This is a genomic window from Streptomyces sp. NPDC048057 (assembly GCF_040653095.1).
In the GTDB taxonomy this organism is placed as follows: domain Bacteria; phylum Actinomycetota; class Actinomycetes; order Streptomycetales; family Streptomycetaceae; genus Streptomyces.
Genome location: NZ_JBEZNF010000006.1, coordinates 36559 through 60317 on the forward strand (window position 1 = coordinate 36559; position 23759 = coordinate 60317).

Sequence of the window (23759 nt, forward strand, 5' to 3'; positions counted from 1 at the left end):
CCATGACCTCCACCTCGCCATCGACGTCGTCGCCCCCGCCGCCGGCCGAAGCCGCCCCGCGGGAGCCGGTCGCCGCACGGGAGCGGCGCGGCGCCGGCCCGACGGTCCGCGCGTACCTGCCCTACACGGCGCAGAAGGTGGGCGGGGCGCTGGTCTCCCTGCTCGCGGTCCTGGTGACCAGCTTCTTCCTGTTCCGGATCGTCCCGGGCGATCCGGTGAAGACCATGACGCACGGCCGGCCGACATCGGCCGAGCAGTTGGCGGAGCTGCGTCGACAGTTCGGGCTCGACCAGCCGCTGTGGCGGCAGTTCACGGACTACTGCGCGGCGGCGCTCACCGGTGACTTCGGTACGTCGTACCAGTTCCGGGCGCCCGTCGGGGAGCTGATCGCCGAGAAGGTGCCGGCGACGCTGCTGCTGACCGGGGTGGCCGTGGTGCTCTACTCGGCGCTCGGGCTCTGGCTGGGCACCCGCTCGGCGTGGCGGCACGGCGGGCTCGGCGACAGGGTGAACACCGGGCTGGCGCTCACCCTGTGGTCGGTGCCGTCCTTCTGGCTGGGGCTGCTGCTGATCATCACCTTCTCCGTGGGCATCGGCCCGGTCCCCGGACTGTTCCCGACCGGCGGCATGGAGTCCGGTGACGAGACGGGGCTGGCGTACGTGCTGGACGTGGCCCACCACATGGTGCTGCCGGTGCTGACCCTGGTCGCGGTCGGATACGCGCAGACGCTGCTGGTGATGCGGGCCTCGCTGCTCGACGAGATGGGCGGGGACTACCTGACGACGGCGCGGGCGAAGGGGCTGCGGGACGCCGCGGTGCGCCGCCGCCATGCGGTGCCGAACGCGCTGCTGCCCACCGTGACCATGGTCTTCATCAATCTGGGCCATGTGGCGGCCGGATCGATCCTGGTGGAGACCGTCTTCTCCTGGCCCGGGCTCGGCGGGCTGTTCTACCAGGCGCTCAGCGTCCCGGACCTACCGCTGGTGCAAGGGCTGTTCGTCGTCTTCGCGGGAGCCATGATCGTGATGAACCTCCTGGCCGACCTGGTGTATCCGCTGCTCGACCCCCGGGTGGCGCGATGAGCACCGCATCCCTGTCCTGGGCCCGCCGCCGGGCGTCGGCGAGCCGCTTCTGGCGCGCTTACCGCTCCCATCGGGCCGGGCTGTTCGGCCTCGGCGTGCTGGGGCTGATCGCCCTGGTCGCGCTCGCGGCGCCGCTGCTGGTCGACGGTGACGTACGGAGCGTGACCCGGGCGCCGGGCGGGCCGCTGGAGTCGCCGAGCGCCGAGTTCCCGCTGGGTACGGACCAGTTCGGCCGCTCCCTGCTGGGGCTGCTCGTGTGGGGGGCGCGGATCTCGCTGACCGTGGGGCTGCTGGCGGCAGCCCTGTCGGTGGCGATCGGCACCCTGGTCGGCATCGTCGCGGGCCACTACGGCGGCTGGTTCTCCACCGTGCTGATGCGGGTCACGGACTGGTTCCTGGTGATGCCGGCGCTGGTGCTGGCGATCGTGCTGGCGACGGTGCTGTCCCGCAGCGTGTGGACGGTGGTCCTCGCGATCGGGGTGACCAGTTGGCCCACCACGGCCCGGCTGGTGCGGGCGCAGACCATCGCGGTCGAGTCCCGCCCGTACATCGAACGCGCACAGGCGCTCGGCGGCGGACACCGCCACGTCATGAGCCGGCACGTGATGCCCAACGTGATGCCGCTGGTGCTGGCGCAGACCACCCTCGGCATCTCCACCGCCATCCTCACCGAGGCCACCCTCGCCTTCCTCGGGCTCGGCGACCCCTCGGTCGTCTCCTGGGGCGGCATGCTCCAGGACGCCCGGGAGGCGGGCGCGGTCTCCTCCGGCCACTGGTGGTACCTGGCTCCGCCGGGGCTGGCGATCGCCCTGGTGGCGCTGGCGTTCACGCTCTGCGGCCGGGCCGTGGAGCGGGTCCTCAACCCGAAGCTGGGGGTGCGGTGATGACCCGACCGCTGCTCCAGGTGCGCGATCTGCACGTGACGTACGGCTCGGGGCCCGACGCGGTGCCGGCCGTCCGCGGTGTCGACCTCGACCTGGCCCGGGGGCAGAAGCTGGGCGTCGCCGGGGAGTCGGGGTGCGGCAAGTCGACCCTCGCGCTGGCCCTGCTGCGGCTGCTGCCCCCGTCGGCCCGGATCACCGGCCGGATCCTGCTCGACGGCGAGGACGTGCTCACCATGCGCTGGGGCCGGCTGCGCGCGGTGCGCTGGGCGGGGGCGTCCCTGGTCTTCCAGGGCGCGATGCACTCCCTGAACGCCGTGCACCGCGTCGGCGACCAGATCGCGGAACCGATCCTGCTGCACCAGCGGGCCACCCCGGCGAAGGCCCGGGAACGCGTCGGGGAACTGCTGCGCCAGGTGGGGCTGCCGGCGGCGCGCGCCCGCGCGTATCCGCACGAGCTCTCCGGCGGTCAGCGCCAACGCGTGATGATCGCCATGGCGCTCGCCTGCGACCCCGAGTTGATCGTCGCCGACGAGCCGACCACCGCGCTCGACGTGATGATCCAGGCGCAGATCCTGCGCCTGGTCGAACAACTCGTCGCCGACCAGGACATCGGCCTGCTGATGATCAGCCACGACCTGGCCGTGCTCGCCGAGACCTGCGACCGGCTGGCGGTGATGTACGCCGGCCGCGTCGTCGAGGAGGGCCCGTCGGGCGCGGTCCACAGCGCGGCCCGCCACCCCTACGGCCAGGCGCTGGCCGCCGCGTTCCCCCGCGTCGGGGACCCCGCCTCGCGCCGGGCGCCGCGCGGACTGCCCGGGGACCCGCCGGACCCCGCCGCGCTGCCTCCCGGTTGTACGTTCCACCCGCGCTGTCCCGTGTCGCTGCCCGGCTGCGTGACCGAGGACCCGGCGCTGACCGGTGCCGTCGACCACCGGGCGGCCTGTGTCCATGCGAAAGGCGGCCCCGCGTGACCACGTCCGCTCCCCTGCTCCACGCCGACGGGCTCCACGTCACCTTCCCCCCGCGGCGCGGCCGACCGGCCGCCCGCGTCGTCGACGGAGTCGACCTCGCCGTCGGGGCGGGCGAGATCGTCGCCCTCGTCGGCGAGTCCGGCTGCGGCAAGACGACCCTCGCCAGGTCGCTGCTGGGACTCGTGCCGCCCACGTCCGGCCGGGTCAGCTTCGCCGGCCGCCCCCTGGAGTACTCCCCCGGCGCCCTGCGCGCGTACCGCCGCCGCGTGCAACTCGTCCTCCAGGACCCCAGCGGCTCCCTCAACCCGCGGCACACCGTGTACGACGCGGTCGCCGAGGGCCTGCGCATCCACGGCCACCGCGGCGACGAGCGCGCGGCGGTCGGCCGGGCCCTGGCCCGCGCCGGGCTGCGTCCGCCGGAACGGTTCTTCCTGCGCTACCCGCATGAACTCTCGGGCGGCCAGCGCCAACGCGTCGTCATCGCGGGCGCGCTCGTGCTGGACCCGGAGCTGATCGTCGCGGACGAGCCCGTCGCCTCGCTGGACGCGTCCGTGCGCGGGGAGATCCTGGCGCTGCTGCTGCGACTGCGGGACGACCTGGGGCTCTCCGCCCTCGTCGTCACCCACGACCTGGGGCTCGCCTGGAACATCGCGGACCGGGTCGCGGTGATGTACCTGGGGCGCATCGTGGAGGAGGGCCCGGTCGACACGGTCCTGACCGCGCCCCGCCACCCGTACACCCGGGCGCTGGTGTCGGTGCTCCCGGACTCCCCGACACCACCCACGGTGCTGACGGGCGAGCCGCCCGACCCGACGCGCATCCCCGCCGGCTGCCGCTTCCACCTGCGCTGCCCGGCTCTGGCGTCGGGCGAGGCGGAACGGGCGGGCGTGGCGTCCGCCTGCCGCACCCGGGACCCGCGCCTGCTCCCCGGCGCGGACGTGGCCTGCCACCTGTAGCCTCGGCAGACGCGCTCCCGCCGTGCGGCGAGCTGTGCTACGGCGTCCGCAGAGACCAACGCTTCCGCAGGGAAACGGCAGGTCGTCCACCCGCACACAAGCTACGGCGCGGCGGTCAGCTCACGGCACTTCTTGACGTCCTGCGCCATCGCGTCCAGCAGGTCCTCGACCGAGGCGAACTTCAGCATGGGACGGACGTACGCCAGGAACTCCACGGCCACGTGCAGCCCGTACAGATCGAGGTCGACCCGGTCGATCGCATACGCCTCGACGCTGCGGGCGGTCCCGTCGAACTGCGGGTTCGTCCCGACGGAGATCGCCGCCGGCATGCGCTCGCCGGCCGCGGTCAGCCAGCCCGCGTACACCCCGTCCGCGGGGACCGCGGTGTGCGGCAGGGTCTCCACGTTCGCCGTGGGGAAGCCCAACTCGCGCCCGCGCTGCGCACCGCGCACCACGACGCCCTCCACCCGGTGGGGGCGGCCCAGGATCTCGCCCGCGCCCTCGACGTCACCGGCCGCGACCAGCCGGCGCGCCAGCGTGGAGGAGAACGGCTCCCCGCCGCCGGCATCGCCGCTGACGTGCAGGTCGATCACCTCCACGTCGTAGTCGTACGTGGCCCCCAGCTCCGCCAGGTACGCCACGTCGCCCGCGGCCTTGTGGCCGAAGCGGAAGTTCGGCCCCTCCACGACGGCACGGGCGTGCAACTTGTCGACGAGGACCTTCACGATGAAGTCCGCCGGCGAGAGCTTCGAGAACTCCGCGGTGAAGGGCAGGATGAGCACCGCGTCGACGCCCAGTTCGGCCATCAGCTCCGCCCGGCGGTGGTGCGGCGCGAGCAGCGGCGGATGGCTGCCGGGGCGCACCACTTCGCTCGGGTGGGGGTCGAAGGTGACCACGACGGACGGCACGGACAGCTCGCGCGCCCGCTCCACCGCCCGCCCGATGATCAGCTGGTGACCCCGGTGCACCCCGTCGTAGGAGCCGATGGTGACGACGCTGCGTCCCCAGTCCTGGGGGATGTCCTCCAAGCCGCGCCAGCGCTGCACTGTGACCGCTCCTCGCCGAACTTCATGTGTTCCCGACCAGTATTCGCAGCTCTAAGACTGCCATGCCCACGCCCGCCGATACGCATCGGCCCGTGACCTGCGGGTGTGGGCCGGCGGGTCAGGCGAAGACGACGAGGCTCTTGGCCTTGCCCTTGTGTTCCTCGACGAGCGCCAGCAGTCGGTCGCCGGGGCCGAAGACGGCGACGGGCGACCGGTCGAAGGACGGCATGTCGAGGCGTACGCCGTTGGTGAGCAGCCGCGCCCGGCGCTCGTCCACGTCCCAGCGCTCGAACGCCGCCGCAGCGGCCTGGGCGACGGGCATCACGGTCAGTTCCTGCTGGAGCTGGTCCAGGGTGCGCGCCGCGTCGAGGCCGTAGGGACCCACCCGGGTGCGCCGCAGCGCCGTGAGGTGGCCGCCGACGCCGAGCCCGGCGCCGAGGTCCCGGGCCAGGGCGCGGATGTACGTGCCCGAGGAGCAGACGACGGAGACGACGAGGTCGAGGACCGGGGTGCCGTCGTCGGCGACCGCCTCCCGCACGTCGTAGACGCGGAAGGAGGAGACCGTGACGGGACGGGCCGGGATCTCGAAGTCCTCGCCGCCGCGCACCCGGGCGTAGGAGCGCTTGCCGTCGATCTTGATGGCGCTGACCTTCGACGGCACCTGCATGATGGCGCCGGTGAGGGCGGCCACGCCGGCGTCGACCGCCTCGCGGGCGATCCCGGAGGCGTCCGCGGAGGACGTGACCTCGCCCTCGGCGTCGTCCGTCACGGTCGACTGACCGAGGCGTACGGTGCCGAGGTACTCCTTCTCCGTGAGCGCGAGGTGGCCCAGCAGCTTGGTGGCCCGCTCGACGCCGAGCACGAGCACTCCGGTGGCCATGGGGTCGAGGGTCCCCGCGTGGCCCACCCGGCGGGTCCGGGCGATGCCGCGCATCTTGGCGACGACGTCGTGCGAAGTGAAGCCCGACGGCTTGTCGACGATGACGAGGCCGTCGGGCACAGGGGTGTGCTGGGTCATCCGGAGGTGCTGTCCTCACCCTTGGCGGAAGACGCTTCGTCGGAGTCCCCGCCGTCGGCGTCTTCGGGCTTGCGGTACGGGTCGGCCCCGGCCGCGTACGCGGCGCCGGAGGACGCCTCGCGAGCGCGGGCGTCGGAGGCCCGGGCCCGGTCCAGCAGGTCCTCGATGGTCCGGGCGTTCTCCGGGAGCGCGTCCGGCACGAAGCTCAGGGTCGGGGTGAACTTGGTGCCGGCCGCGGCCCCGACGGCGCTGCGCAGCACGCCCTTGGCGCTCTGCAGTCCGGCGGCGGCGTTGGCCCGGTCCTCGTCGTCCCCGTAGACCGTGTAGAAGACCGTGGCCTCCCGCAGGTCCCCGGTGACCCGGGTGTCGGTGATGGTCACGTGGGAGCCGAGCCGCGGGTCCTTGATGCCACGCTGTAGCTTCTCGGCGACCACTTCCCTGATGAGGTCGGCCAGCTTCCTCGCCCGCGCGTTGTCGGCCACTGGTTCTTCTCCTTCTTACCTGCTTGCCTTGCCATCGCTTCAGTCTTCGTCACTGTGGAACCTGCGTCGAACGGACAGCAGCTCCACCTCCGGCCGGCCGGCGACGAAGCGTTCGCACCGGTCGAGCACGTCCCTGAGGTGTCCCGCGTCACCGGACACCACGGCCAGGCCGATCTCGGCCCTGCGGTAGAGGTCCTGCTCACCGGTCTCCGCCGCGCTCACCACGAATTTCCGTTGGAGCTCGGCGACGATCGGGCGGACCACGGAACGCTTCTCCTTCAACGACCGTACGTCGCCGAGGAGCAGGTCGAAGGAGAGGGTGCCCACATACATGGATGCATCCGGATGTCCCGCCGGTTCGGGTTCAGGTGCGTCTGCCGGTGTTCGGCAGAACAGCAGAACCGTACACGCGACGGCCGGGGCGGATCGACGGAAATTCCCTCCGCAGACCCGCCCCGGCCGACCGGATGCACGTGCGGTGGGTACCGGCCGGCGTACGGCCGGCCGGTACCCACGTCCGCGCGTCAGACGCGCGGCTTCTCGCGCATCTCGTAGGTCGCGATGACGTCGTCGATCTTGATGTCGTTGAAGTTTCCGAGGTTGATACCGCCCTCGAAGCCTTCGCGGATCTCGGTGACGTCGTCCTTGAAGCGGCGCAGGCCCTCGATGTTGAGGTTCTCCGCGATGACCTTGCCGTCCCGCAGGAGGCGGGCCTTGGTGTTCCGCTTGACCTCGCCGGAGCGGATGAGAACACCCGCGATGTTGCCCAGCTTGGACGAGCGGAAGACCTCGCGGATCTCCGCCGTGCCCAGCTCGACCTCTTCGTACTCCGGCTTGAGCATGCCCTTGAGGGCCGCCTCGATCTCCTCGATGGCCTGGTAGATCACCGAGTAGTACCGGACGTCGACGCCCTCGCGCTCCGCCATCTGCGCGGCACGGCCGGCCGCACGGACGTTGAAGCCGATGACGATGGCGTCGGAGCCCATCGCCAGGTCGATGTCCGACTCGGTGACCGCACCCACACCACGGTGGAGGACGCGGATGTCGACCTCTTCGCCGACGTCCAGCTGGAGCAGCGAGGACTCCAGGGCCTCCACCGAACCGGACGCGTCACCCTTGATGATGATGTTGAGGTCCTGCACGAGGCCGGCCTTGAGCACCTTGTCCAGGTCCTCCAGCGACACCCGGCGGGTGCGCTTGGCGAACGCGGCGTTCCGCTCGCGGGCGGCGCGCTTCTCGGCGATCTGGCGGGCCGTGCGGTCCTCGTCGACGACGAGGAAGTTGTCGCCGGCGCCCGGGACGTTGGTGAGGCCGAGGACGAGGACCGGGGTCGAAGGACCGGCCTCCTCCACGTTCTCGCCCTTGTCGTCGAGCATGGCCCGGACGCGACCGTAGGCGTCGCCGGCGACCATCGTGTCGCCGACGCGCAGGGTGCCGCGCTGGACCAGGACGGTGGCGACGGCGCCGCGCCCGCGGTCGAGGTGGGCCTCGATCGCGATGCCCTGGGCGTCCTGCTCCGGGTTGGCCCGCAGGTCGAGCGAGGCGTCCGCGGTGAGGACCACGGCCTCCAGCAGGGAGTCGATGTTCAGACCCTGCTTGGCGGAGATGTCGACGAACATGGTGTCGCCGCCGTACTCCTCGGCCACCAGACCGAACTCGGTCAGCTGACCGCGGACCTTGGTCGGGTCGGCGCCCTCGACGTCGATCTTGTTGACCGCCACCACGATCGGCACGTCGGCCGCCTTGGCGTGGTTCAGCGCTTCGATCGTCTGGGGCATCACACCGTCGTTGGCCGCCACCACGAGGATCGCGATGTCGGTCGACTTGGCACCACGGGCACGCATGGCGGTGAACGCCTCGTGACCGGGGGTGTCGATGAAGGTGATCCTGCGCTCGTCGCCGTTGACCTCGGTCGCGACCTGGTAGGCACCGATGTGCTGGGTGATGCCACCGGCCTCGCCCGCGACGACGTTCGTCTTGCGGATGGCGTCGAGCAGACGGGTCTTTCCGTGGTCGACGTGACCCATGACGGTGACCACCGGCGGACGGGAGACCAGGGCCTCGTCGCCGCCCTCGTCCTCGCCGAACTCGATGTCGAAGGACTCCAGGAGCTCCCGGTCCTCCTCCTCCGGGCTGACGATCTGAACGGTGTAGTTCATCTCGCCGCCGAGCAGCTGGAGCGTCTCGTCGGAGACGGACTGCGTCGCCGTGACCATCTCGCCGAGGTTCATCATGACCGCGACCAGGGACGCCGGGTTGGCGTTGATCTTCTCCGCGAAGTCGGTGAGGGAGGCACCGCGCGACAGGCGAATGGTCTCGCCGCCGCCGCGGGGCAGCATCACGCCGCCGACCGACGGGGCCTGCATGGCCTCGTACTCCTGGCGCCGCTGCCGCTTCGACTTGCGACCGCGACGGGCCGGGCCGCCGGGGCGGCCGAAGGCGCCCTGCGTGCCACCGCGGCCACCGGGGCCGCCGGGGCGTCCACCGAAGCCGGGACGACCGCCGAAGCCGCCGCCGCCACCGGGACCGCCGCCACCGGGACGACCGCCGAAGCCGCCGCCACCACCGGGACGACCGCCGCCGCCACCGGGACCGCCGGGACGACCGGCGAAGCCGGGACGACCGCCGCCGCCACCGGGACCGCCGGGACGACCGCCGGCACCGGGGCCGCGACCGCCGGGGCCGCCGCCGGGACGGGGGCCGGCAGCGGGACGCTGCGGCATCATGCCCGGGTTCGGACGGTTGCCGCCGGGGCCGCCGCCAGGGCCACCGCCGGCACGGGGCGCCTGCGGACGCGGCATCGCGCCGGGCGTCGGGCGGGGACCGCCCTGACCCTGCGGACGCGGGGCGCCACCGGGGCCGCCCTGCGGGCGGGGTGCACCGGCACCGGGACCACCCGGACGGGGGGCACCGGGACGGGGCGCCTGCGGGCGCGCCATGCCGGTGGAACCGCCGGAGGTGAAGGGGTTGTTGCCCGGACGGGGACCGGCCGGACGGTTGCCGCCGGGGCGGGGGCCGCCCTGGCCGGGCGCGGGACGCCCGGGGCGCTCACCACGCTCGCCGCGCTCACCACGACCGCCGTCGCGCTGACCGCCGGACGGACCCGGACGGGCGCCGGGGCGCGGGCCGGGAGCGGCCGGACGCGGCGCCTGCGGGGCGGCCGGCTGGGCCGGCGCCGGGGCGGAGAACTCCGCGGCGACGGGCGCCGAGGGAGCGGGCCGTGCCGGAGTCGGCCGCGGGCCCGGACGGGGGCCCGGGGCGCTTGCGGAGGTGCCGCCCGGCGCCTCGGACGCGGCGGGCTTGGGAGCCTGCGCGGCGGGCTTGGGTGCGGCGGGACGGGGCGCGGCCGGAGTCGGCGCGCCGGGGGTGGGCCCACCCGGACGGGGGGCGGGGGACGGCGCTGCCTTGCGGGGCGCGCCGGGCTTGGCAGCGGTCTTGCCGGCGCTCTGGCCGGACCCCTGCAATGCGTCAGTCAACTTGCGCACGACCGGCGCCTCGATCGTCGAGGACGCCGAACGGACGAATTCACCGAGTTCTTGGAGCTTGGCCATGACGACCTTGCTCTCCACGCCGAACTCCTTGGCGAGTTCGTATACCCGGACCTTAGCCACTTCGCTCCTTTTAGGTCCGGTTACCGCCGGACCGTCGCTACTTCATGGGCGTACTCATCGCGTACTCATCGAGTGCTCATCGCAATCTCGACCTACTTCCGACTCGCGAGGTACCTGACCGCACGGGAATCCGTGCCGTACTTCTTCTTACACATCCTGCTCCGCCGCCCGCTCCGCCTCGTGCACGTACTGCCGTACGGCGGCCGTGTCGAGCGGTCCCTCGGCCCTCAGGGCCCGGGGGAACGCCCGGCGGCGGACCGCCAGATCGAGACAGACCACGGTGGGGTGCACGTACGCACCCCGGCCGGGCAGCGTACCGCGATCATCGGGGACGCACGCGCCCCCGACCTTCACGATGCGCAGCAGATCGCTCTTGGCCGCCCGACTCCGACAGCCCACACAGGTGCGTTCAGGGCATACGCCGACGTGCGTCCGGCCAGACACGGCTAAGTCTACCTCCCCGTAGCGACCTCACCCCTTTGGGGCAAAAATCGAACAGCTATGTGTCTTGATCGACTACCCCCGTCGACCACGGTGCGTGGCGAACCGCCGCGCACCGTGACGCTCCGAGGTCGGAAGGTAGTCCTCCGGCGGTCGGTTCGCCGTCAGTCGGCAGCCTGCCCCGGCTCGCGCTCGCCCTCGACCTGCTCGGTGTCCGGGCGGATGTCGATGCGCCAGCCGGTCAGCCGGGCGGCGAGCCGGGCGTTCTGCCCCTCCTTGCCGATCGCCAGCGAGAGCTGGTAGTCGGGGACGGTCACCCGGGCCGAACGCGCGGCGAGGTCGACGACCTCCACCTTGCTGACCCGGGCCGGGGAGAGCGCGTTCGCCACCATCTCGGCCGGGTCGTCCGACCAGTCGACGATGTCGATCTTCTCGCCGTTCAGCTCGCTCATCACACTGCGCACCCGGCCGCCCATCTGGCCGATGCACGCGCCCTTGGCGTTCAGCCCGGGACGGGTGGGTCGGACCGCGATCTTGGTGCGGTGGCCGGCCTCGCGGGCGATCGCCGCGATCTCGACGCTGCCGTCGGCGATCTCCGGGACCTCCAGCTCGAAGAGCTTCTTGACCAGGTTCGGATGGGTGCGCGAGAGGGTCACGGACGGGCCGCGCACCCCCTTGGCCACCCGGACGACGTACGTGCGCAGCCGCAGCCCGTGGTCGTACGTCTCGCCGGGCACCTGCTCCTGGACGGGCAGGATGGCCTCCAGCTTGTCGTCCAGCTTGACCAGGACGTTCTTGGGGTCCTTGCCCTGCTGCACCTGGCCGGAGACGATGTCGCCCTCGCGCCGGGCGTACTCGCCCAGCGTGGCGTCGTTCTCCGCGTCCCGCAGCCGCTGCTGGATGACCTGGCGGGCGGTGGTCGCCGCGATCCGCCCGAAGTCGGTGGGGGTGTCGTCGAACTCCTTGGGCTCCTGGCCCTCCGACACGTCCGAGGGGTCCTCCTTGGCCCACACGGTCACGTGCCCGGTGTCCCGGCTGATCACCACCCGGGCGTGCCGACGGCTGTCCGGGGTGCGGTGGTACGCGATGAGGAGGGCCGACTCGATCGCCTCGACCAGCAGGTCGAAGGGGATCTCCTTCTCCTGTGCCAAGCCCTTCAGGAGCTTTACGTCGATGTCCACGGCTACGCCTCCTCTTCCTTCTTGTCCTTGCGGTTGAACTCGATCTCCACGCGGGCCCTCGCGACCTCGTCGAAGGCGAGTCGACGCGCGGTGGGCTTGCGACCCTTGACCCCGGGCACCTCGACGTCGACCCCGTCGCCGTCGACAACGAGCACCCGGGCGACGAGTTCCCCGCCGTCGTGCAGGTGGAACTTCACCAGACGACCGGCGGCGCGCACGTAGTGGCGGTGCTCCGTCAGGGGGCGGTCGGCGCCGGGCGAGCTGACTTCGAGGGTGTACTCCTCCTCGCCCATGGCGTCGCTCTCGTCCAGCTTCTGGGAGATCTCACGACTCAGTTCGGCGCACGCGTCCAGAGTGGGGCCCTCGTCGGAGTCGACGGTGATCCGGAGCTGCCGGCGACGGCCCGCGCGGCCCACCTCGACCTCTTCGAGGTCGAGTCCCGCGGCGCGCACGAGCGGCTCCAGCAGCCCGCGCAGCCTCTCGCTCTGGGTGGTGCTCATCCGGGTGACTCCTCGGCCGCGTGTGCTGTTGTGGGAACGCTGTGCTCGTCGCGTGTCAGACGGACGCCTGGGCAACGTCAGCCCACAGCCTATCCGGTCCCGCAGGGTGTTGCCGTCCACCTCAGGGGGACCCGCGGGTACGCTCGCCTGCGGCGATGATCACCGAGAGGCCGAGGGAGACACCCGTGGGGCGCACCGGAACGACACGAAGACGGGCCCTCCTGGTGACGGGCGCGGTGGCCGGCTCCGCGGCTGCGGGAGTGTTGTCGGGCTGCTCGGGCGAGCGGTCCGAGCCGGGCGCGCGCTCCAGCGCGCGGGGCGCGGGTGCGGCGCCCGAAGGGGCGGAAGCGGCCGACGCCGCTTTGCGGAAACGGTTGGCCGCCGCCAGCGGGGCGCTGCGGGACCACTACGACGCGGTGATCGCCGCCCATCCGACGCTGGCCGCCCGGCTCGCCGCGCTGCGCACCGCCGTCGCCGCGCACGTCTCGGCGCTGGGCGGGACGGCCAAGGCAGCCGGTGCGCACCCGGTCCCCGGCGAGCCCGTCGCCGCGCTCAAGGAACTGGCGGCGGCGGAGCGCCGGACCTCGGACGCGCTCACCGCGGCCCTCGGCGGCGCCCGGCCCGAGCTGGCGCGCCTGCTGGCCTCGGTCGCCGCGGCCGGCGCCGCCCACGCGTACCTGCTGACGGCGCCCGCCGACGGCGGTGCCCGGTGAGTCCGCGGCCCCTGAAGGGCGCGGCGGGCACGGAAGGCACGGAGGGGCTGCTGGCCGCGGTGCAGGCGGCGCTGGCCGCGCAGCACGCGGCGGTGTACGGCTACGGCGTGGTCGGGGCGCGGGTGGACGCCGCGCGGGAGGCGGACGCCCGGGCCGCGTACGGCGCCCACCGGGCCCGGCGCGACGCCCTCGCCCGCACCGCGCGCGACCTCGGCGGCGCGCCGGTGACCGCCGCGCCCGGGTACGCGCTGCCGTTCCCCGTGCCCGACGCCGCCGCTGCCCTGCTGCTGGCGGCGCATCTGGAGGACCGGGTGGCGGGGGCGTGTTCGGACCTCGTACGGGCCGCGGAAGGGCGGCTTCGGCAGGAGGCGGCGGTGGCGCTGCGGGAGGCCGCCGTGCGCGCGGTGCGCTGGCGCGGCAGCGGCGTAGCCTTTCCTGGGCTCGTCGAGCGGGCGACCCGGGACTGACCGCCCGGGGTGATCGCGTCCGCGAAGCGGCGGGCCGGTGTCGAGTGGAGTGAGAGGAAGTCGCGTACGCATGGATCTGCAAGCGCCTGGACGTCTGGTGCGGGCGCTCGGCGAGCGCGGCGACGACGGGGCTTGGCTGGGCGGGCTGGCGGAGCGCGTCGAGGAGACCACGACCCGGGCGCACCTGGACGTCGAGCGGGTCGTGGTCCCCGGCGGACGCAGGGGGCTCGTCCTCCTGGTGCGGCTCGCCGACGGGACGCCCGCCGCGTTGAAGCTGGCGCCGCCGTCCGCCGCGCCCGATCTTGAGCGGGCGGCGCTGGAGCTGTGGGACGGCTTCGGCGCGGTGCGGGTGCTGGGCGCGGTCGACGGGGGGATGGTGCTGGAGCGGCTGCGTCCGGAGGTGTCCCTGCGGTCGCTGCCGGAGGCGAAGGCGCTGTTGGAGGCGGCCGGGACGGTGCGGCGCCTGTGGGTGCCGCCGCCCGCCGGGCACGGCTTCGAGTCCGTCGCCGACCGTACGCAGGCGCGGGCCGGGCTGCTGCGGGCGGACGCCGCGGACGATCCGCTGGTGTCGGCGGCGCTGAGCGCCCGGGACGAGCTGGTGGGCTCGGCGCCCGAGGACGACCTCTTCGTGCTGCACGGCCGCTTCCGGCAGGGCAAGGTGCTGGCCGGTGAGCGCGCGCCCTGGCTGACCGTGGGGCCCGAGCCGCTCGTCGGCGAGCGCGCCTACGACCTGGCGCGGCTGGCCCGCGACCGGGCGGAGGACCTGGTCGCCGCCGCGTCGGGGGCGTCCGCTGCGCGGCGCCGGGTGAACAAGCTGGCGGACTCGTTGGACCTGGACGCGGACCGGCTGCGCGGCTGGACGCTGTTCAGGGCGGTGGAGTCGGCGCTGCGGGCGGTGCGGGCGGGCCGCCGGCAGCAGGGGGAAGGGCTGTTGGAGTTCGCGTCCTGGCTGTGAGCCGCCGGGGGGCGAAGCTCCCGTGACGTCGCGAAGGCCGCGTTCCCCCGGTGGGGACGCGGCCTTCGGACCGTACGGGCGGGTCGTGCGTCAGGAGGCGCTGAGCTTGGCGACGGCCTCGGCCAGCGGCAGTTCCTCGCGCTCGCCCGTGCGGCGGTCCTTCAGCTCGACGATCCCGTCACCGGAGCGACGGCCGGCGACCAGGATCTTCGGCACGCCGATCAGCTCGGCGTCGGTGAACTTGACGCCGGGCGAGACGCCGGGGCGCTCGTCGACCAGGACGCGCAGGCCGGCGGCGGCGAGCTGCTCGGCGGCCGTGAGGGCGAACTCGGTCTGGAGGGCCTTGCCGGCGGCGACGACGTGGACGTCCGCGGGGGCGATCTCGGCGGGCCAGCACAGGCCCTGCTCGTCGGCGGTCTGCTCGGCGAGGGCGGCGACCGCGCGCGAGACGCCGACGCCGTACGACCCCATCGTGACGCGCTCGGGCTTGCCGTTCTGGCCGAGGACGTCGAGCTGGAAGGCGTCGGCGTACTTGCGGCCGAGCTGGAAGATGTGGCCGATCTCGATGGCGCGGTCCAGCTTCAGGCCGGTGCCGCACTTGGGGCAGGGGTCGCCCTCCTCGACGACGACCACGTCGACGTACTCGTCGACCTCGAAGTCGCGGCCGACGACCACGTTCTTCGCGTGGACGCCCTCCTTGTTGGCGCCGGTGATCCAGGCGGTGCCGGCGGCCACCCGCGGGTCGGCGAGGTAGCGCACCTTGTCCAGGCCCTGCGGGCCGACGTAGCCGCGGACCAGGTCGGGGCGGCCGGTGAAGTCCTCGGCGGTGACCAGCTCCACCGCGGCGGGGGCGAGGTGGTCGCCGAGCTTGCCCAGGTCGACCTCGCGGTGACCGGGGACGCCGACCGCGACGATCTCGCCGTCGACCTTGACGAGCAGGTTCTTCAAGGTGGCGGACGCGGGCACGCCGAGGTGCGCGGCCAGGGTCTCGATCGTGGGGGTGTCGGGGGTGTCCAGCTCCTCGACGGCCCCGACCTGCACGGCCGCGTCGACCTGCGCGGTGAAGGTGACGGCCTCCGTGTTCGCCGCGTAGTCGCAGGCGGGGCAGTCGACGAAGGTGTCCTCGCCGGCCGCGGCGGGCGCCAGGAACTCCTCGGACGCCGAGCCGCCCATCGCGCCGGAGACGGCGGAGACGATCCGGTGCTCCAGCCCCAGGCGCTCGAAGATCCGGATGTACGCCTCGCGGTGCAGCGCGTACGACCGCGCCAGGCCCTCGTCCGTGGTGTCGAAGGAGTACGAGTCCTTCATCAGGAACTCGCGGCTGCGCAGGATGCCCGACCGGGGGCGGGCCTCGTCGCGGTACTTCGACTGGATCTGGTAGAGGATCACCGGCAGGTCCTTGTAGGACGTGCACTGGTCCTTGACGAGGAGGGTGAAGATCTCCTCGTGGGTGGGGCCGAGGAGGTAGTCCCCGCCCTTGCGGTCCTTGAGGCGGAACAGCTCGGCGCCGTACTCGTCCCAGCGGCCGGACGCCTCGTACGGCTCCTTGGGCAGCAGCGCGGGCAGCGTCACCTCCTGGGCGCCGATGGCGTCCATCTCCTCGCGCACCACGCGGGTGATGTTCTCCAGGACCTGCTTGCCGAGCGGCAGCCAGGACCAGATGCCGGCCGCGTTGCGCCGCACGTAGCCGGCGCGGACCAGGAGCTTGTGGCTGAGCGTCTCCGCGTCCGCCGGGTCGTCGCGCAGTGTCTTGACCATCAGACGGGACATGCGCTGGACCTGGGCTGCCATGGGGAATCTCCTGCGTGAAGAACCTGAAGGTGATGTGCAGGAGGTTAGCCCCCTGGCGGCGGGGGACGGTAATCAGTTGTCGCGCAGCAGCGGCAGCGGGGCGCCCATCACGGCGTAGGGACGGGGGGCGCTCGGGAAGTGGACCTGGCGCGCGAGGTCCACGTAACCGAGGCTCCGGTACAGGCCGCGGGCCGGGGACTCGACGTCGATGGCGGAGAGGATGGACCGGGGCTCGACCGCGGCATCGGTGATCGTGGTGATCAGCGCGCGGCCGATGCCGCGCCCCTGGAAACGGGGATGGACGTGCAGCTCCGTGATGACGAACGCGTCGTCGAGCCAGCCCTCGGTGCCGGTGCGGCGCAGATGGGGCTCGACGACGGTGGACCACCAGTGGCGGCGGTCGTTGGGCATCCCGTACACGAAGCCGACGAGGCGGTCGGTGTCGGTGAGCGCGCCAAGCGCGCGGGCGCCCGGCTGCTGGAGGTGGCGGTGAACGATGTGGCGCCGTACGTCGATCTCGCCCTGGGTGAGGCCGAAGGCGAGGGCCTGCACCATGAGCGCCTCGTCGAGCCGGGAGGCGAGGTCGACGGTGGCGACCGTGACGTGGGGGAACTGGGGCGGGCCGCCGGGGACTGATGCCATGCGCGCACCCTACTGGCCGGGGCGTCAGCGCTGAACGGCCGGCCCACGCCCTGGGGGCCCGGTCAGAACAGGACGCTCATGAACGCGCCGACCTCGCGGAAGCCGACGCGGCGGTAGGAGGCCCGGGCGGGGGCGTTGTAGTCGTTGACGTACAGGCTCACGACGGGCGCGACGTCGGCGAGGGCGTACCGCAGCACGGCCGCCATGCCGGCCTCGGACAGGCGTCGGCCGCGGAACTCCGGGTCGACCCAGACGCCCTGGATCTGGCACGCCTGGGTGGTGGCGGCGCCGATCTCGGCCTTGAAGAGGACCCGGCCGTCCTCGATCCGGGCGAAGGAGCGGCCGGAGCCGACGAGTTCGGCGACGCGGGCCTGGTAGAGCAGTCCGCCGTCGCCCGCCATGGGCGAGACGCCGACCTCCTCCGTGAACATGGCCACGCACGCGGGCATGATCACGTCCATCTCGTCCTTGCGGATGCGCCGGACGTACGGGTCGGGATCGATGTCGGCGGAGGGGCCGTCGGCCACCATCAGCGGCTGGTGGGGGCGTACGTCCCGGGCCGGGCCCCAGCTCGGCTCCAGCAGCCGCCACAGCTGGGCGGTGGCTTCGGCCGGGCCGACGATCGAGGAGCAGCGGCGACCGGTCCTGCGGGCCCGGTCGGCGAAGGCGCGCACGGCCTCGGGGGTGGCGCAGACGGGCACCAGGTTGGCGCCGGAGTAGCAGAGCGAGCGGAGCCGTCCGTCGGTGTACCAACCCCACATCTCGCCGCCGAGGCGCCAGGGGTCGAGCCCGGCGACCTGGACCCGGGAGGTGACGAAAGCATTCGTCACGGGCTCGCTCTCCAGCACCGCGAGCGCGGCGCCGAGGTCGCCGGGTTCGAGGACCCGGGTGGTGGTCTGCGTCAACACGTGGGGGGCCTCACCGTACGGTCTGCTGATCTCCGCACTGTACCCGGCGGCTGCGCCGGGTGCCGAGCGTAGATACGGCCCCCTCGTTCCCGGGAACGAGGGGGCCGGCGGCGCGTGCGGGGCGTCAGACGCCGATCGAGACGGAGGGCTCGCCGGAGGCGACGCCGTCCTTCTCCATCTGCTCGGCGATCTTCATCGCCTCGTCGATGAGGGTCTCCACGATCTTCGACTCGGGCACGGTCTTGATGACCTCGCCCTTGACGAAGATCTGGCCCTTGCCGTTGCCGGAGGCGACGCCGAGGTCGGCCTCGCGGGCCTCGCCGGGGCCGTTCACCACGCAGCCCATCACGGCGACGCGCAGCGGCACCTCCATGCCCTCCAGGCCGGCCGTGACCTCGTCCGCGAGCTTGTACACGTCCACCTGCGCCCGGCCGCAGGACGGGCAGGAGACGATCTCCAGCCGGCGCTGGCGGAGGTTGAGCGACTCCAGGATCTGGATGCCGACCTTGACCTCCTCGGCGGGCGGCGCGGACAGGGACACCCGGATGGTGTCGCCGATGCCCTCGCTCAGCAGCGCGCCGAAGGCGACCGCGGACTTGATCGTGCCCTGGAAGGCGGGGCCCGCCTCGGTGACGCCGAGGTGCAGCGGGTAGTCGCACTGGGCGGCGAGCTGGCGGTAGGCGTTCACCATCACGACGGGGTCGTTGTGCTTCACGGAGATCTTGATGTCGGTGAAGCCGTGCTCCTCGAAGAGGGACGCCTCCCACAGCGCCGACTCGACGAGGGCCTCGGGGGTGGCCTTGCCGTACTTCTCCAGCAGTCGGCGGTCCAGGGAGCCGGCGTTCACGCCGATGCGGATCGGGGTGGCGGAGGCGGACGCCGCCGCCGCGATCTCCTTGACCTTGTCGTCGAACTGCTTGATGTTGCCGGGGTTGACGCGGACCGCGGCGCAGCCGGCGTCGATGGCGGCGAAGACGTACTTGGGCTGGAAGTGGATGTCGGCGATCACCGGGATCTGCGACTTGCGCGCGATGGTGGCGAGCGCGTCCGCGTCGTCCTGCGTCGGGCAGGCGACCCGCACGATCTGGCAGCCGGAGGCGGTGAGCTCCGCGATCTGCTGGAGCGTGGCCCCGATGTCGGAGGTCCGCGTGGTGGTCATGGACTGGACCGACACGGGGGCGTCGCCGCCCACCGCCACGGAGCCGACCTGGATCTTGCGGCTGACGCGGCGGTCGGCGAGCTTGGTCGGAACGGACGGCATACCGAGAGAAATCGCGGTCATCTGCTGTGCAACCCCAAGGAGTGGATCGTGGCCCCGGAAATCGGCGGGCTCCGGTTTTCGAGATTACGTCACAGGGGTTACGGGGAGCACATCGCGCGCCCGAACCGTGCGCAATTGTCGTGGCGACCGAGCACATGTGCGCCCGGTCGCCGTAGCGTGCCCGCGCCCGCGTGGTCGCGCGGACACGGAGCGTCTCGATCGGGCCGGCTAGGTGATCTTGACGGGGTTGACGATGTCGGCGACGAGGACGAGCAGGGTGAAGCAGATGAAGACGCCGGCGACCACGTACGCGACCGGCATCAGCTTGGCCACGTCGAAGGGGCCGGGGTCGGGCCGGCGGAAGAGCCGGGCGATCCGGCGCCGCACCGACTCCCACAGCGCGCCCGCCATGTGTCCGCCGTCGAGCGGCAGCAGCGGGAGCATGTTGAAGAGGAACAGCGAGAGGTTGAACCCCGCGAGCAGCATCAGGAACATCGCGAAGAGGTTCTGCGCCGGTGCGTCCAGGGTCATGACCTCGCCGCTGATGCGGGCCGCGCCGACGACGCCGACCGGGGAGTCGTCCTTGCGCTCGCCCTCGGCGAAGGCCGCGTTCCACAGGTCGGGGACCTTGGACGGCAGGGCCACCATCGACTCCACGCCGTTCTCGATCATGCCGCCCATGCGGTCGACGGACTCGCCGAAGGAGAGCGGCAGGATCTCGGTCCTGGCGGCGAAGCCGAGGTAGCCGGCGGGGACGAACTCACCGGGGACGACCTCGCCGTCCGCGTCCTTCTTCGCCACCATGTTCTTTTCGAGCGTGGCGCTCAGGACGACTTCCTGGCCGCCGCGGTCGACGGTGAGGGTGGCGGGGCCGATGGTGTCGCGGATGCGGTCGGAGAGCGTGGACCAGTCGTCGACGGGCGTTCCGTTGAAGGCGACGATCTTGTCGCCCTCCTGGAGCCCGGCCGCCTTGGCCGGGGAGACCGGGTCGCCGGCGACGCAGTTGTCCCGGTTGTCGCTCTGGGCGATCACGCACTGCTGGACGCCGGCGACCTCGGTGGTCTGGGTGGAGAAGCCGAAGCTCATCGCCACCCCGAGGAAGATCGCCACGGCGAGCACCAGGTTCATGAACGGCCCGGCGAACATCACGATCAGCCGCTTCCACGGCCGGCGCGCGTAGAAGAGGCGGTGCTCGTCGCCGGGCTCCAGCTCCTCGTACGCGGCCGAGCGGGCGTCCTCGATCATGCCGCGCCACGGCGAGGTGGAGCGGGCCTCGATCCGGCCGTCCGCGCCGGGCGGGAACATTCCGATCATGCGGATGTAGCCGCCGAGGGGGATGGCCTTGATGCCGTACTCCGTCTCGCCCTTCTTGCGGGACCACAGGGTCGGGCCGAAGCCGACCATGAACTGCGGCACGCGGATGCCGAACATCCGGGCGGTGGTGAAGTGGCCCAGCTCGTGCCAGGCGATGGAGAACAGCAGCCCGACGGCGAACATCACGATGCCCAGCACCGTCAACAACATCGTCATGCGCGCGCCTCCGCGGTGGCCTTCGCCGCCAGTTCACGGGCCCGGGCCCGCGCCCAGGTCTCCGCCTCCAGAACGTCGTCCACCGTCAGGAGGGTTCCCCCGCCGGGGGCGCCGTGTTCGGCGACGACATCCGTGACCGTATCCATGATTCCGTTGAACGGCAGCCCGCCGGCCAAGAACGCGTCAACGCACTCCTCGTTCGCCGCGTTGAAGACGGCGGGGGCCGTGCCGCCCAGCTCGCCCACGTGCCGGGCGAGCGACACGGAGGGGAAGGCCACCGTGTCGAGGGGGAAGAACTCCCAGGTGGAGGCGGTGGTCCAGTCGAAGGCGGGGGCTGCGTCCGGGATGCGCTCGGGCCAGCCGAGGCCGATGGCGATGGGGCCGCGCATGTCGGGCGGGGTGGCCTGGGCGAGGGTCGATCCGTCCGTGAACTCCACCATCGAGTGGACGTAGGACTGCGGGTGGACGACGACCTCGATGCGGTCGAACGGGATGTCGTACAGCAGATGGGCCTCGATCACCTCCAGGCCCTTGTTGACCAGGGTGGCGCTGTTGACCGTGATCACCGGGCCCATGGCCCAGGTGGGGTGCGCGAGGGCGTCGGTGGGCGTGACGTCGGCGAGCTCCGCGCGCGTACGGCCGCGGAAGGGGCCGCCGGACGCGGTGACGACGAGCTTGCGCACGTCGGCGCGGGTGCCGGCGGCGAGGGCCTGGAAGAGTGCGGCGTGCTCCGAGTCCACCGGGATGATCTGCCCGGGCGCGGCCAGCTCCCGCACCAGCGGCCCGCCGACGATGAGCGATTCCTTGTTGGCGAGGGCGAGGGTGCGGCCGGCCCGGAGCGCGGCGAGGGTCGGGGCGAGGCCGATGGAGCCCGTGATGCCGTTGAGGACGGTGTGGCAGTCGGAGGCGGCGAGTTCGGTGGCGGCGTCCGGGCCGGCCAGGATCTCGGGCTGCGGTTCGGTCCCGTACTGGGCGGCGAGCGCCTCGCGCAGCGCGGGCACGGTGTCCTCGCGGGCCACGGCGACCGTCGCCACCCGCAGCCGGCGCGCCTGCTCGGCCAGCAGCTCGGCCCGGGTGCCCGCGGCGGACAGCGCGGTGACGCGGAACCGGTCGGGGTTGCGCAGCACGAGGTCGATGGCCTGGGTGCCGATGGAGCCGGTGGAGCCGAGGACGACGACGTCCCGGGGGCCCGTGCCCGACTCGGGGGCGAAGACGACGTGCGGATCGGCAAGGGGGGATGGGCGGTCGCTCATCCCCCCATTGTGTCCGCCTTCCACGCCCGGGGGCGTGGGGGGACCCCCAGACCGCCCCCGGGCGTACGGGGACCCCCATGCGCGGGGGCGGTCGGCGCTCAGCGGATCGGCCGGTGGACGTTCTCCCGCTCCGAGGGGCCGGGAGCCGCGTCCGCGATCCAGGGCCCGTCCCCGCTGGGGTCGACGACGCCCTCCTCCAGCCAGGCGTACGCACCGGAGAGCACCTTGGCGACGACCTTGCGGTCCAGGTCGTCGGTGTTGCGCCAGAGCCGGTCGAACAGCTCTTCCACCCGGATCCGGGACTGTCGGCAGAACGCGTCCGCGAGCTGGTACGCCTCCCGGCCGTGGCCCTCGCCGGCGCGCAGCAGCTCCGCGCGGACGCACGCGGCGCTCATGGCGAACAGTTCGGCGCCGATGTCCACGATCCGGCCGAGGAAGCCCTGCTTCGTCTCCATCCGGCCCTGCCAGCGCGCCATGCCGAGGAAGGTGGCGCGGGCGAGCCGGCGGGAGGCGCGCTCCACGTACCGCAGGTGGGTGGCGAGGTCGGCGTGGCCGGCGGGGTGGAACTCCTGGTACGAGCCGGGGAGCCGGCCGGGTCCCGCCATCAGCTTCGGCAGCCAGCGTGCGTAGAACGCACCGGCCTGGGCGCCCGCCTTCGCCTTGTCGCCCAGGGACTTGTCCGGGTCGATCAGGTCGCCGGCGACCTTGAGGTGGGCGTCGACGGCCTCGCGGGCGATCAGCAGGTGCATGATCTCGGTGGAGCCCTCGAAGATCCGGTTGATGCGCAGGTCGCGCAGCAACTGCTCGGCGGCGACGGCCCGTTCGCCGCGGTCGGCGAGCGAGGCGGCCGTCTCGTAGCCGCGTCCGCCGCGGATCTGGACGAGTTCGTCGGCCATCAGCCAGGCCATCTCGGAGCCGTAGAGCTTGGCGAGGGCCGCTTCGATGCGGATGTCGTTGCGGTCCTCGTCGGCCATCTGGGAGGCGAGGTCGACGACGGCCTCCAGGGCGAAGGTGGTGGCGGCGATGAAGGAGATCTTCGCGCCGACGGCCTCGTGGCGGGCGACGGGCCGGCCCCACTGCTCGCGCACGGCGGACCACTCGCGGGCGATCTTCAGGCTCCACTTGCCGGCGCCGACGCACATCGCGGGCAGCGAGAGCCGGCCCGTGTTGAGGGTGGTGAGCGCGATCTTGAGGCCGGCGCCTTCGGGGCCGATGCGGTGCGCGGCGGGGACCTTGACGCGGTGGAAGCGGGTGACGCCGTTCTCCAGGCCGCGCAGGCCCATGAAGGCGTTGCGGTGCTCGACGGTGACGCCCTCGCTGGCGGCCTCGACGACGAAGGCGGTGATGCCGCCCTTGTGGCCTTCGGACGCGGGGACGCGGGCCATGACGACGAGCAGGTCGGCGACGACGCCGTTGGTCGTCCACAGCTTGACGCCGTCGATGACGTAGTCGTCGCCGTCGGGCACGGCGGTGGTGGCCAGCCGCGCCGGGTCCGAGCCGACGTCCGGTTCGGTCAGCAGGAAGGCGGAGATGTCGCTGCGGGCCAGCCGGGGCAGGAAGGCGTCCTTCTGCTCCTGGGTGCCGAAGGTCTTCAGGGGCTGCGGCACGCCGATGGACTGGTGCGCCGAGAGCAGCGCCCCGATCGCCGGGCTGACGGAGCCGATCAGCATCAGGGCCTTGTTGTAGTAGACCTGGGTGAGGCCGAGGCCGCCGTACTTGGGGTCGATCTTCATGCCGAGCGCGCCGAGTTCCTTGAGGCCGCGGATGACCTCGTCGGGGATGCGGGCCTCGCGCTCGATCCGGGCGCCGTCGACCTCGGTCTCGCAGAACGCGCGGAGCCGGGAGAGGAACTCCTCGCCGCGTCGGACGTCCTCGCCGGACGGCAGGGGGTGGGGGTGGATCAGGTCGAGCCGGAAGCGGCCGAGGAAGAGTTCCTTGGCGAAGCTCGGCTTGCGCCAGTCCTGTTCCCGGGCGGCTTCGGCGACCTGCCGGGCCTCGCGCTCGGTGACCCTGGGGGGTCGGTCCTTCTCCAGTGGTGCGGTCATGAGGTCCACCTCGCCGCGGTTC

The 23759-nt window shown here is 72.8% G+C and carries 22 protein-coding genes; 7 read left to right on the forward strand and 15 right to left on the reverse strand.

The genetic code is table 11. The features are described from left to right. Positions 1-2 precede the first annotated feature (2 nt). The 4 genes from AB0E05_RS08350 to AB0E05_RS08365 are packed head-to-tail and all read left to right on the forward strand — an operon-like array spanning position 3 to position 3893. Positions 3-1082 (forward strand): ABC transporter permease, encoded by a 1080-nt coding sequence (locus tag AB0E05_RS08350; protein ID WP_361960650.1) that lies wholly within the window; start codon positions 3-5, stop codon positions 1080-1082. After that, positions 1079-1966 carry an ABC transporter permease gene (locus AB0E05_RS08355; RefSeq protein WP_361960652.1) on the forward strand — a complete coding sequence of 296 codons (888 nt, stop codon included), beginning with the start codon at positions 1079-1081 and terminating at the stop codon, positions 1964-1966. Before AB0E05_RS08350 ends, AB0E05_RS08355 begins: the two co-directional genes overlap by 4 nt. Continuing rightward, a complete protein-coding gene (locus tag AB0E05_RS08360) occupies positions 1966-2937 on the forward strand; it encodes an ABC transporter ATP-binding protein (RefSeq protein WP_361960654.1) in 972 nt (323 codons plus the stop codon). Before AB0E05_RS08355 ends, AB0E05_RS08360 begins: the two co-directional genes overlap by 1 nt. Next, entirely contained in the window at positions 2907-3893 is a 987-nt protein-coding gene (locus tag AB0E05_RS08365) for an ABC transporter ATP-binding protein (RefSeq protein WP_361961060.1), read from the forward strand. The genes AB0E05_RS08360 and AB0E05_RS08365 overlap by 31 nt, the downstream gene beginning before the upstream one ends. Positions 3894-3994: 101 nt before the next feature. On the opposite strand, the gene AB0E05_RS08370 is transcribed toward AB0E05_RS08365, so the two are convergent. From AB0E05_RS08370 to rimP, 8 genes are all read right to left on the reverse strand, one after another. Then, positions 3995-4939, reverse strand: a complete 945-nt coding sequence (locus AB0E05_RS08370; RefSeq protein ID WP_361960656.1) for a bifunctional riboflavin kinase/FAD synthetase — start codon at positions 4937-4939, stop codon at positions 3995-3997. 118 nt (positions 4940-5057) lie between these two features. Beyond that, complete coding sequence (gene truB / locus AB0E05_RS08375) at positions 5058-5957, reverse strand: tRNA pseudouridine(55) synthase TruB (RefSeq protein ID WP_361960658.1); 900 nt, start codon at positions 5955-5957, stop codon at positions 5058-5060. Then, positions 5954-6439 carry a 30S ribosome-binding factor RbfA gene (rbfA, locus tag AB0E05_RS08380; protein ID WP_361960660.1) on the reverse strand — a complete coding sequence of 162 codons (486 nt, stop codon included), beginning with the start codon at positions 6437-6439 and terminating at the stop codon, positions 5954-5956. Before rbfA ends, truB begins: the two co-directional genes overlap by 4 nt. Before the next feature lie 39 nt (positions 6440-6478). After that, entirely contained in the window at positions 6479-6772 is a 294-nt protein-coding gene (locus AB0E05_RS08385; RefSeq protein ID WP_361960662.1) for a DUF503 domain-containing protein, read from the reverse strand. Between the two features lie 191 nt (positions 6773-6963). Further along, complete coding sequence (gene infB / locus AB0E05_RS08390) at positions 6964-10050, reverse strand: translation initiation factor IF-2 (RefSeq protein ID WP_361960664.1); 3087 nt, start codon at positions 10048-10050, stop codon at positions 6964-6966. Positions 10051-10197: 147 nt separating this feature from the next. Next, the gene (locus tag AB0E05_RS08395) at positions 10198-10494 is read right to left on the reverse strand and encodes a YlxR family protein (protein ID WP_361960667.1); all 297 of its coding nucleotides are present in this window, start codon (positions 10492-10494) and stop codon (positions 10198-10200) included. A gap of 161 nt (positions 10495-10655) precedes the next feature. After that, positions 10656-11672, reverse strand: a complete 1017-nt coding sequence (nusA, locus tag AB0E05_RS08400) for a transcription termination factor NusA (protein WP_361960669.1) — start codon at positions 11670-11672, stop codon at positions 10656-10658. Between the two features lie 2 nt (positions 11673-11674). Further along, entirely contained in the window at positions 11675-12172 is a 498-nt protein-coding gene (rimP, locus tag AB0E05_RS08405; protein ID WP_361960671.1) for a ribosome maturation factor RimP, read from the reverse strand. Between the two features lie 185 nt (positions 12173-12357). Here rimP and AB0E05_RS08410 point away from each other — a divergent pair, with 185 nt between their 5' ends. The 3 genes from AB0E05_RS08410 (at position 12358) to AB0E05_RS08420 (ending at position 14307) form a co-directional block, all read left to right on the forward strand. Then, positions 12358-12885, forward strand: a complete 528-nt coding sequence (locus tag AB0E05_RS08410; RefSeq protein WP_361960673.1) for a hypothetical protein — start codon at positions 12358-12360, stop codon at positions 12883-12885. Beyond that, positions 12882-13352: a ferritin-like domain-containing protein gene (locus tag AB0E05_RS08415; protein WP_361960675.1), complete on the forward strand. Its 471-nt coding sequence runs from the start codon at positions 12882-12884 to the stop codon at positions 13350-13352. Before AB0E05_RS08410 ends, AB0E05_RS08415 begins: the two co-directional genes overlap by 4 nt. 70 nt (positions 13353-13422) lie before the next feature. Continuing rightward, positions 13423-14307, forward strand: a complete 885-nt coding sequence (locus tag AB0E05_RS08420; RefSeq protein WP_361960677.1) for an aminoglycoside phosphotransferase family protein — start codon at positions 13423-13425, stop codon at positions 14305-14307. 90 nt (positions 14308-14397) lie between these two features. Here the strand turns inward: AB0E05_RS08420 and AB0E05_RS08425 are convergent, their stop codons facing one another. From AB0E05_RS08425 to AB0E05_RS08455, 7 genes are all read right to left on the reverse strand, one after another. Continuing rightward, positions 14398-16098: a proline--tRNA ligase gene (locus AB0E05_RS08425; RefSeq protein WP_361960679.1), complete on the reverse strand. Its 1701-nt coding sequence runs from the start codon at positions 16096-16098 to the stop codon at positions 14398-14400. A 72-nt stretch (positions 16099-16170) separates the two neighbouring features. Further along, positions 16171-16740 carry a GNAT family N-acetyltransferase gene (locus AB0E05_RS08430; protein ID WP_361960681.1) on the reverse strand — a complete coding sequence of 190 codons (570 nt, stop codon included), beginning with the start codon at positions 16738-16740 and terminating at the stop codon, positions 16171-16173. Positions 16741-16802: 62 nt separating this feature from the next. Then, positions 16803-17648, reverse strand: a complete 846-nt coding sequence (locus AB0E05_RS08435) for a GNAT family N-acetyltransferase (protein WP_361960683.1) — start codon at positions 17646-17648, stop codon at positions 16803-16805. 124 nt (positions 17649-17772) lie between these two features. Then, complete coding sequence (ispG, locus tag AB0E05_RS08440; protein ID WP_361960685.1) at positions 17773-18930, reverse strand: flavodoxin-dependent (E)-4-hydroxy-3-methylbut-2-enyl-diphosphate synthase; 1158 nt, start codon at positions 18928-18930, stop codon at positions 17773-17775. Positions 18931-19137: 207 nt separating this feature from the next. Continuing rightward, the gene (locus tag AB0E05_RS08445; protein WP_361960687.1) at positions 19138-20439 is read right to left on the reverse strand and encodes a site-2 protease family protein; all 1302 of its coding nucleotides are present in this window, start codon (positions 20437-20439) and stop codon (positions 19138-19140) included. Next, complete coding sequence (dxr, locus tag AB0E05_RS08450) at positions 20436-21692, reverse strand: 1-deoxy-D-xylulose-5-phosphate reductoisomerase (protein WP_361960689.1); 1257 nt, start codon at positions 21690-21692, stop codon at positions 20436-20438. Before dxr ends, AB0E05_RS08445 begins: the two co-directional genes overlap by 4 nt. A 98-nt stretch (positions 21693-21790) precedes the next feature. Then, positions 21791-23737 carry an acyl-CoA dehydrogenase family protein gene (locus tag AB0E05_RS08455; RefSeq protein ID WP_361960691.1) on the reverse strand — a complete coding sequence of 649 codons (1947 nt, stop codon included), beginning with the start codon at positions 23735-23737 and terminating at the stop codon, positions 21791-21793. Positions 23738-23759 lie beyond the last annotated feature (22 nt).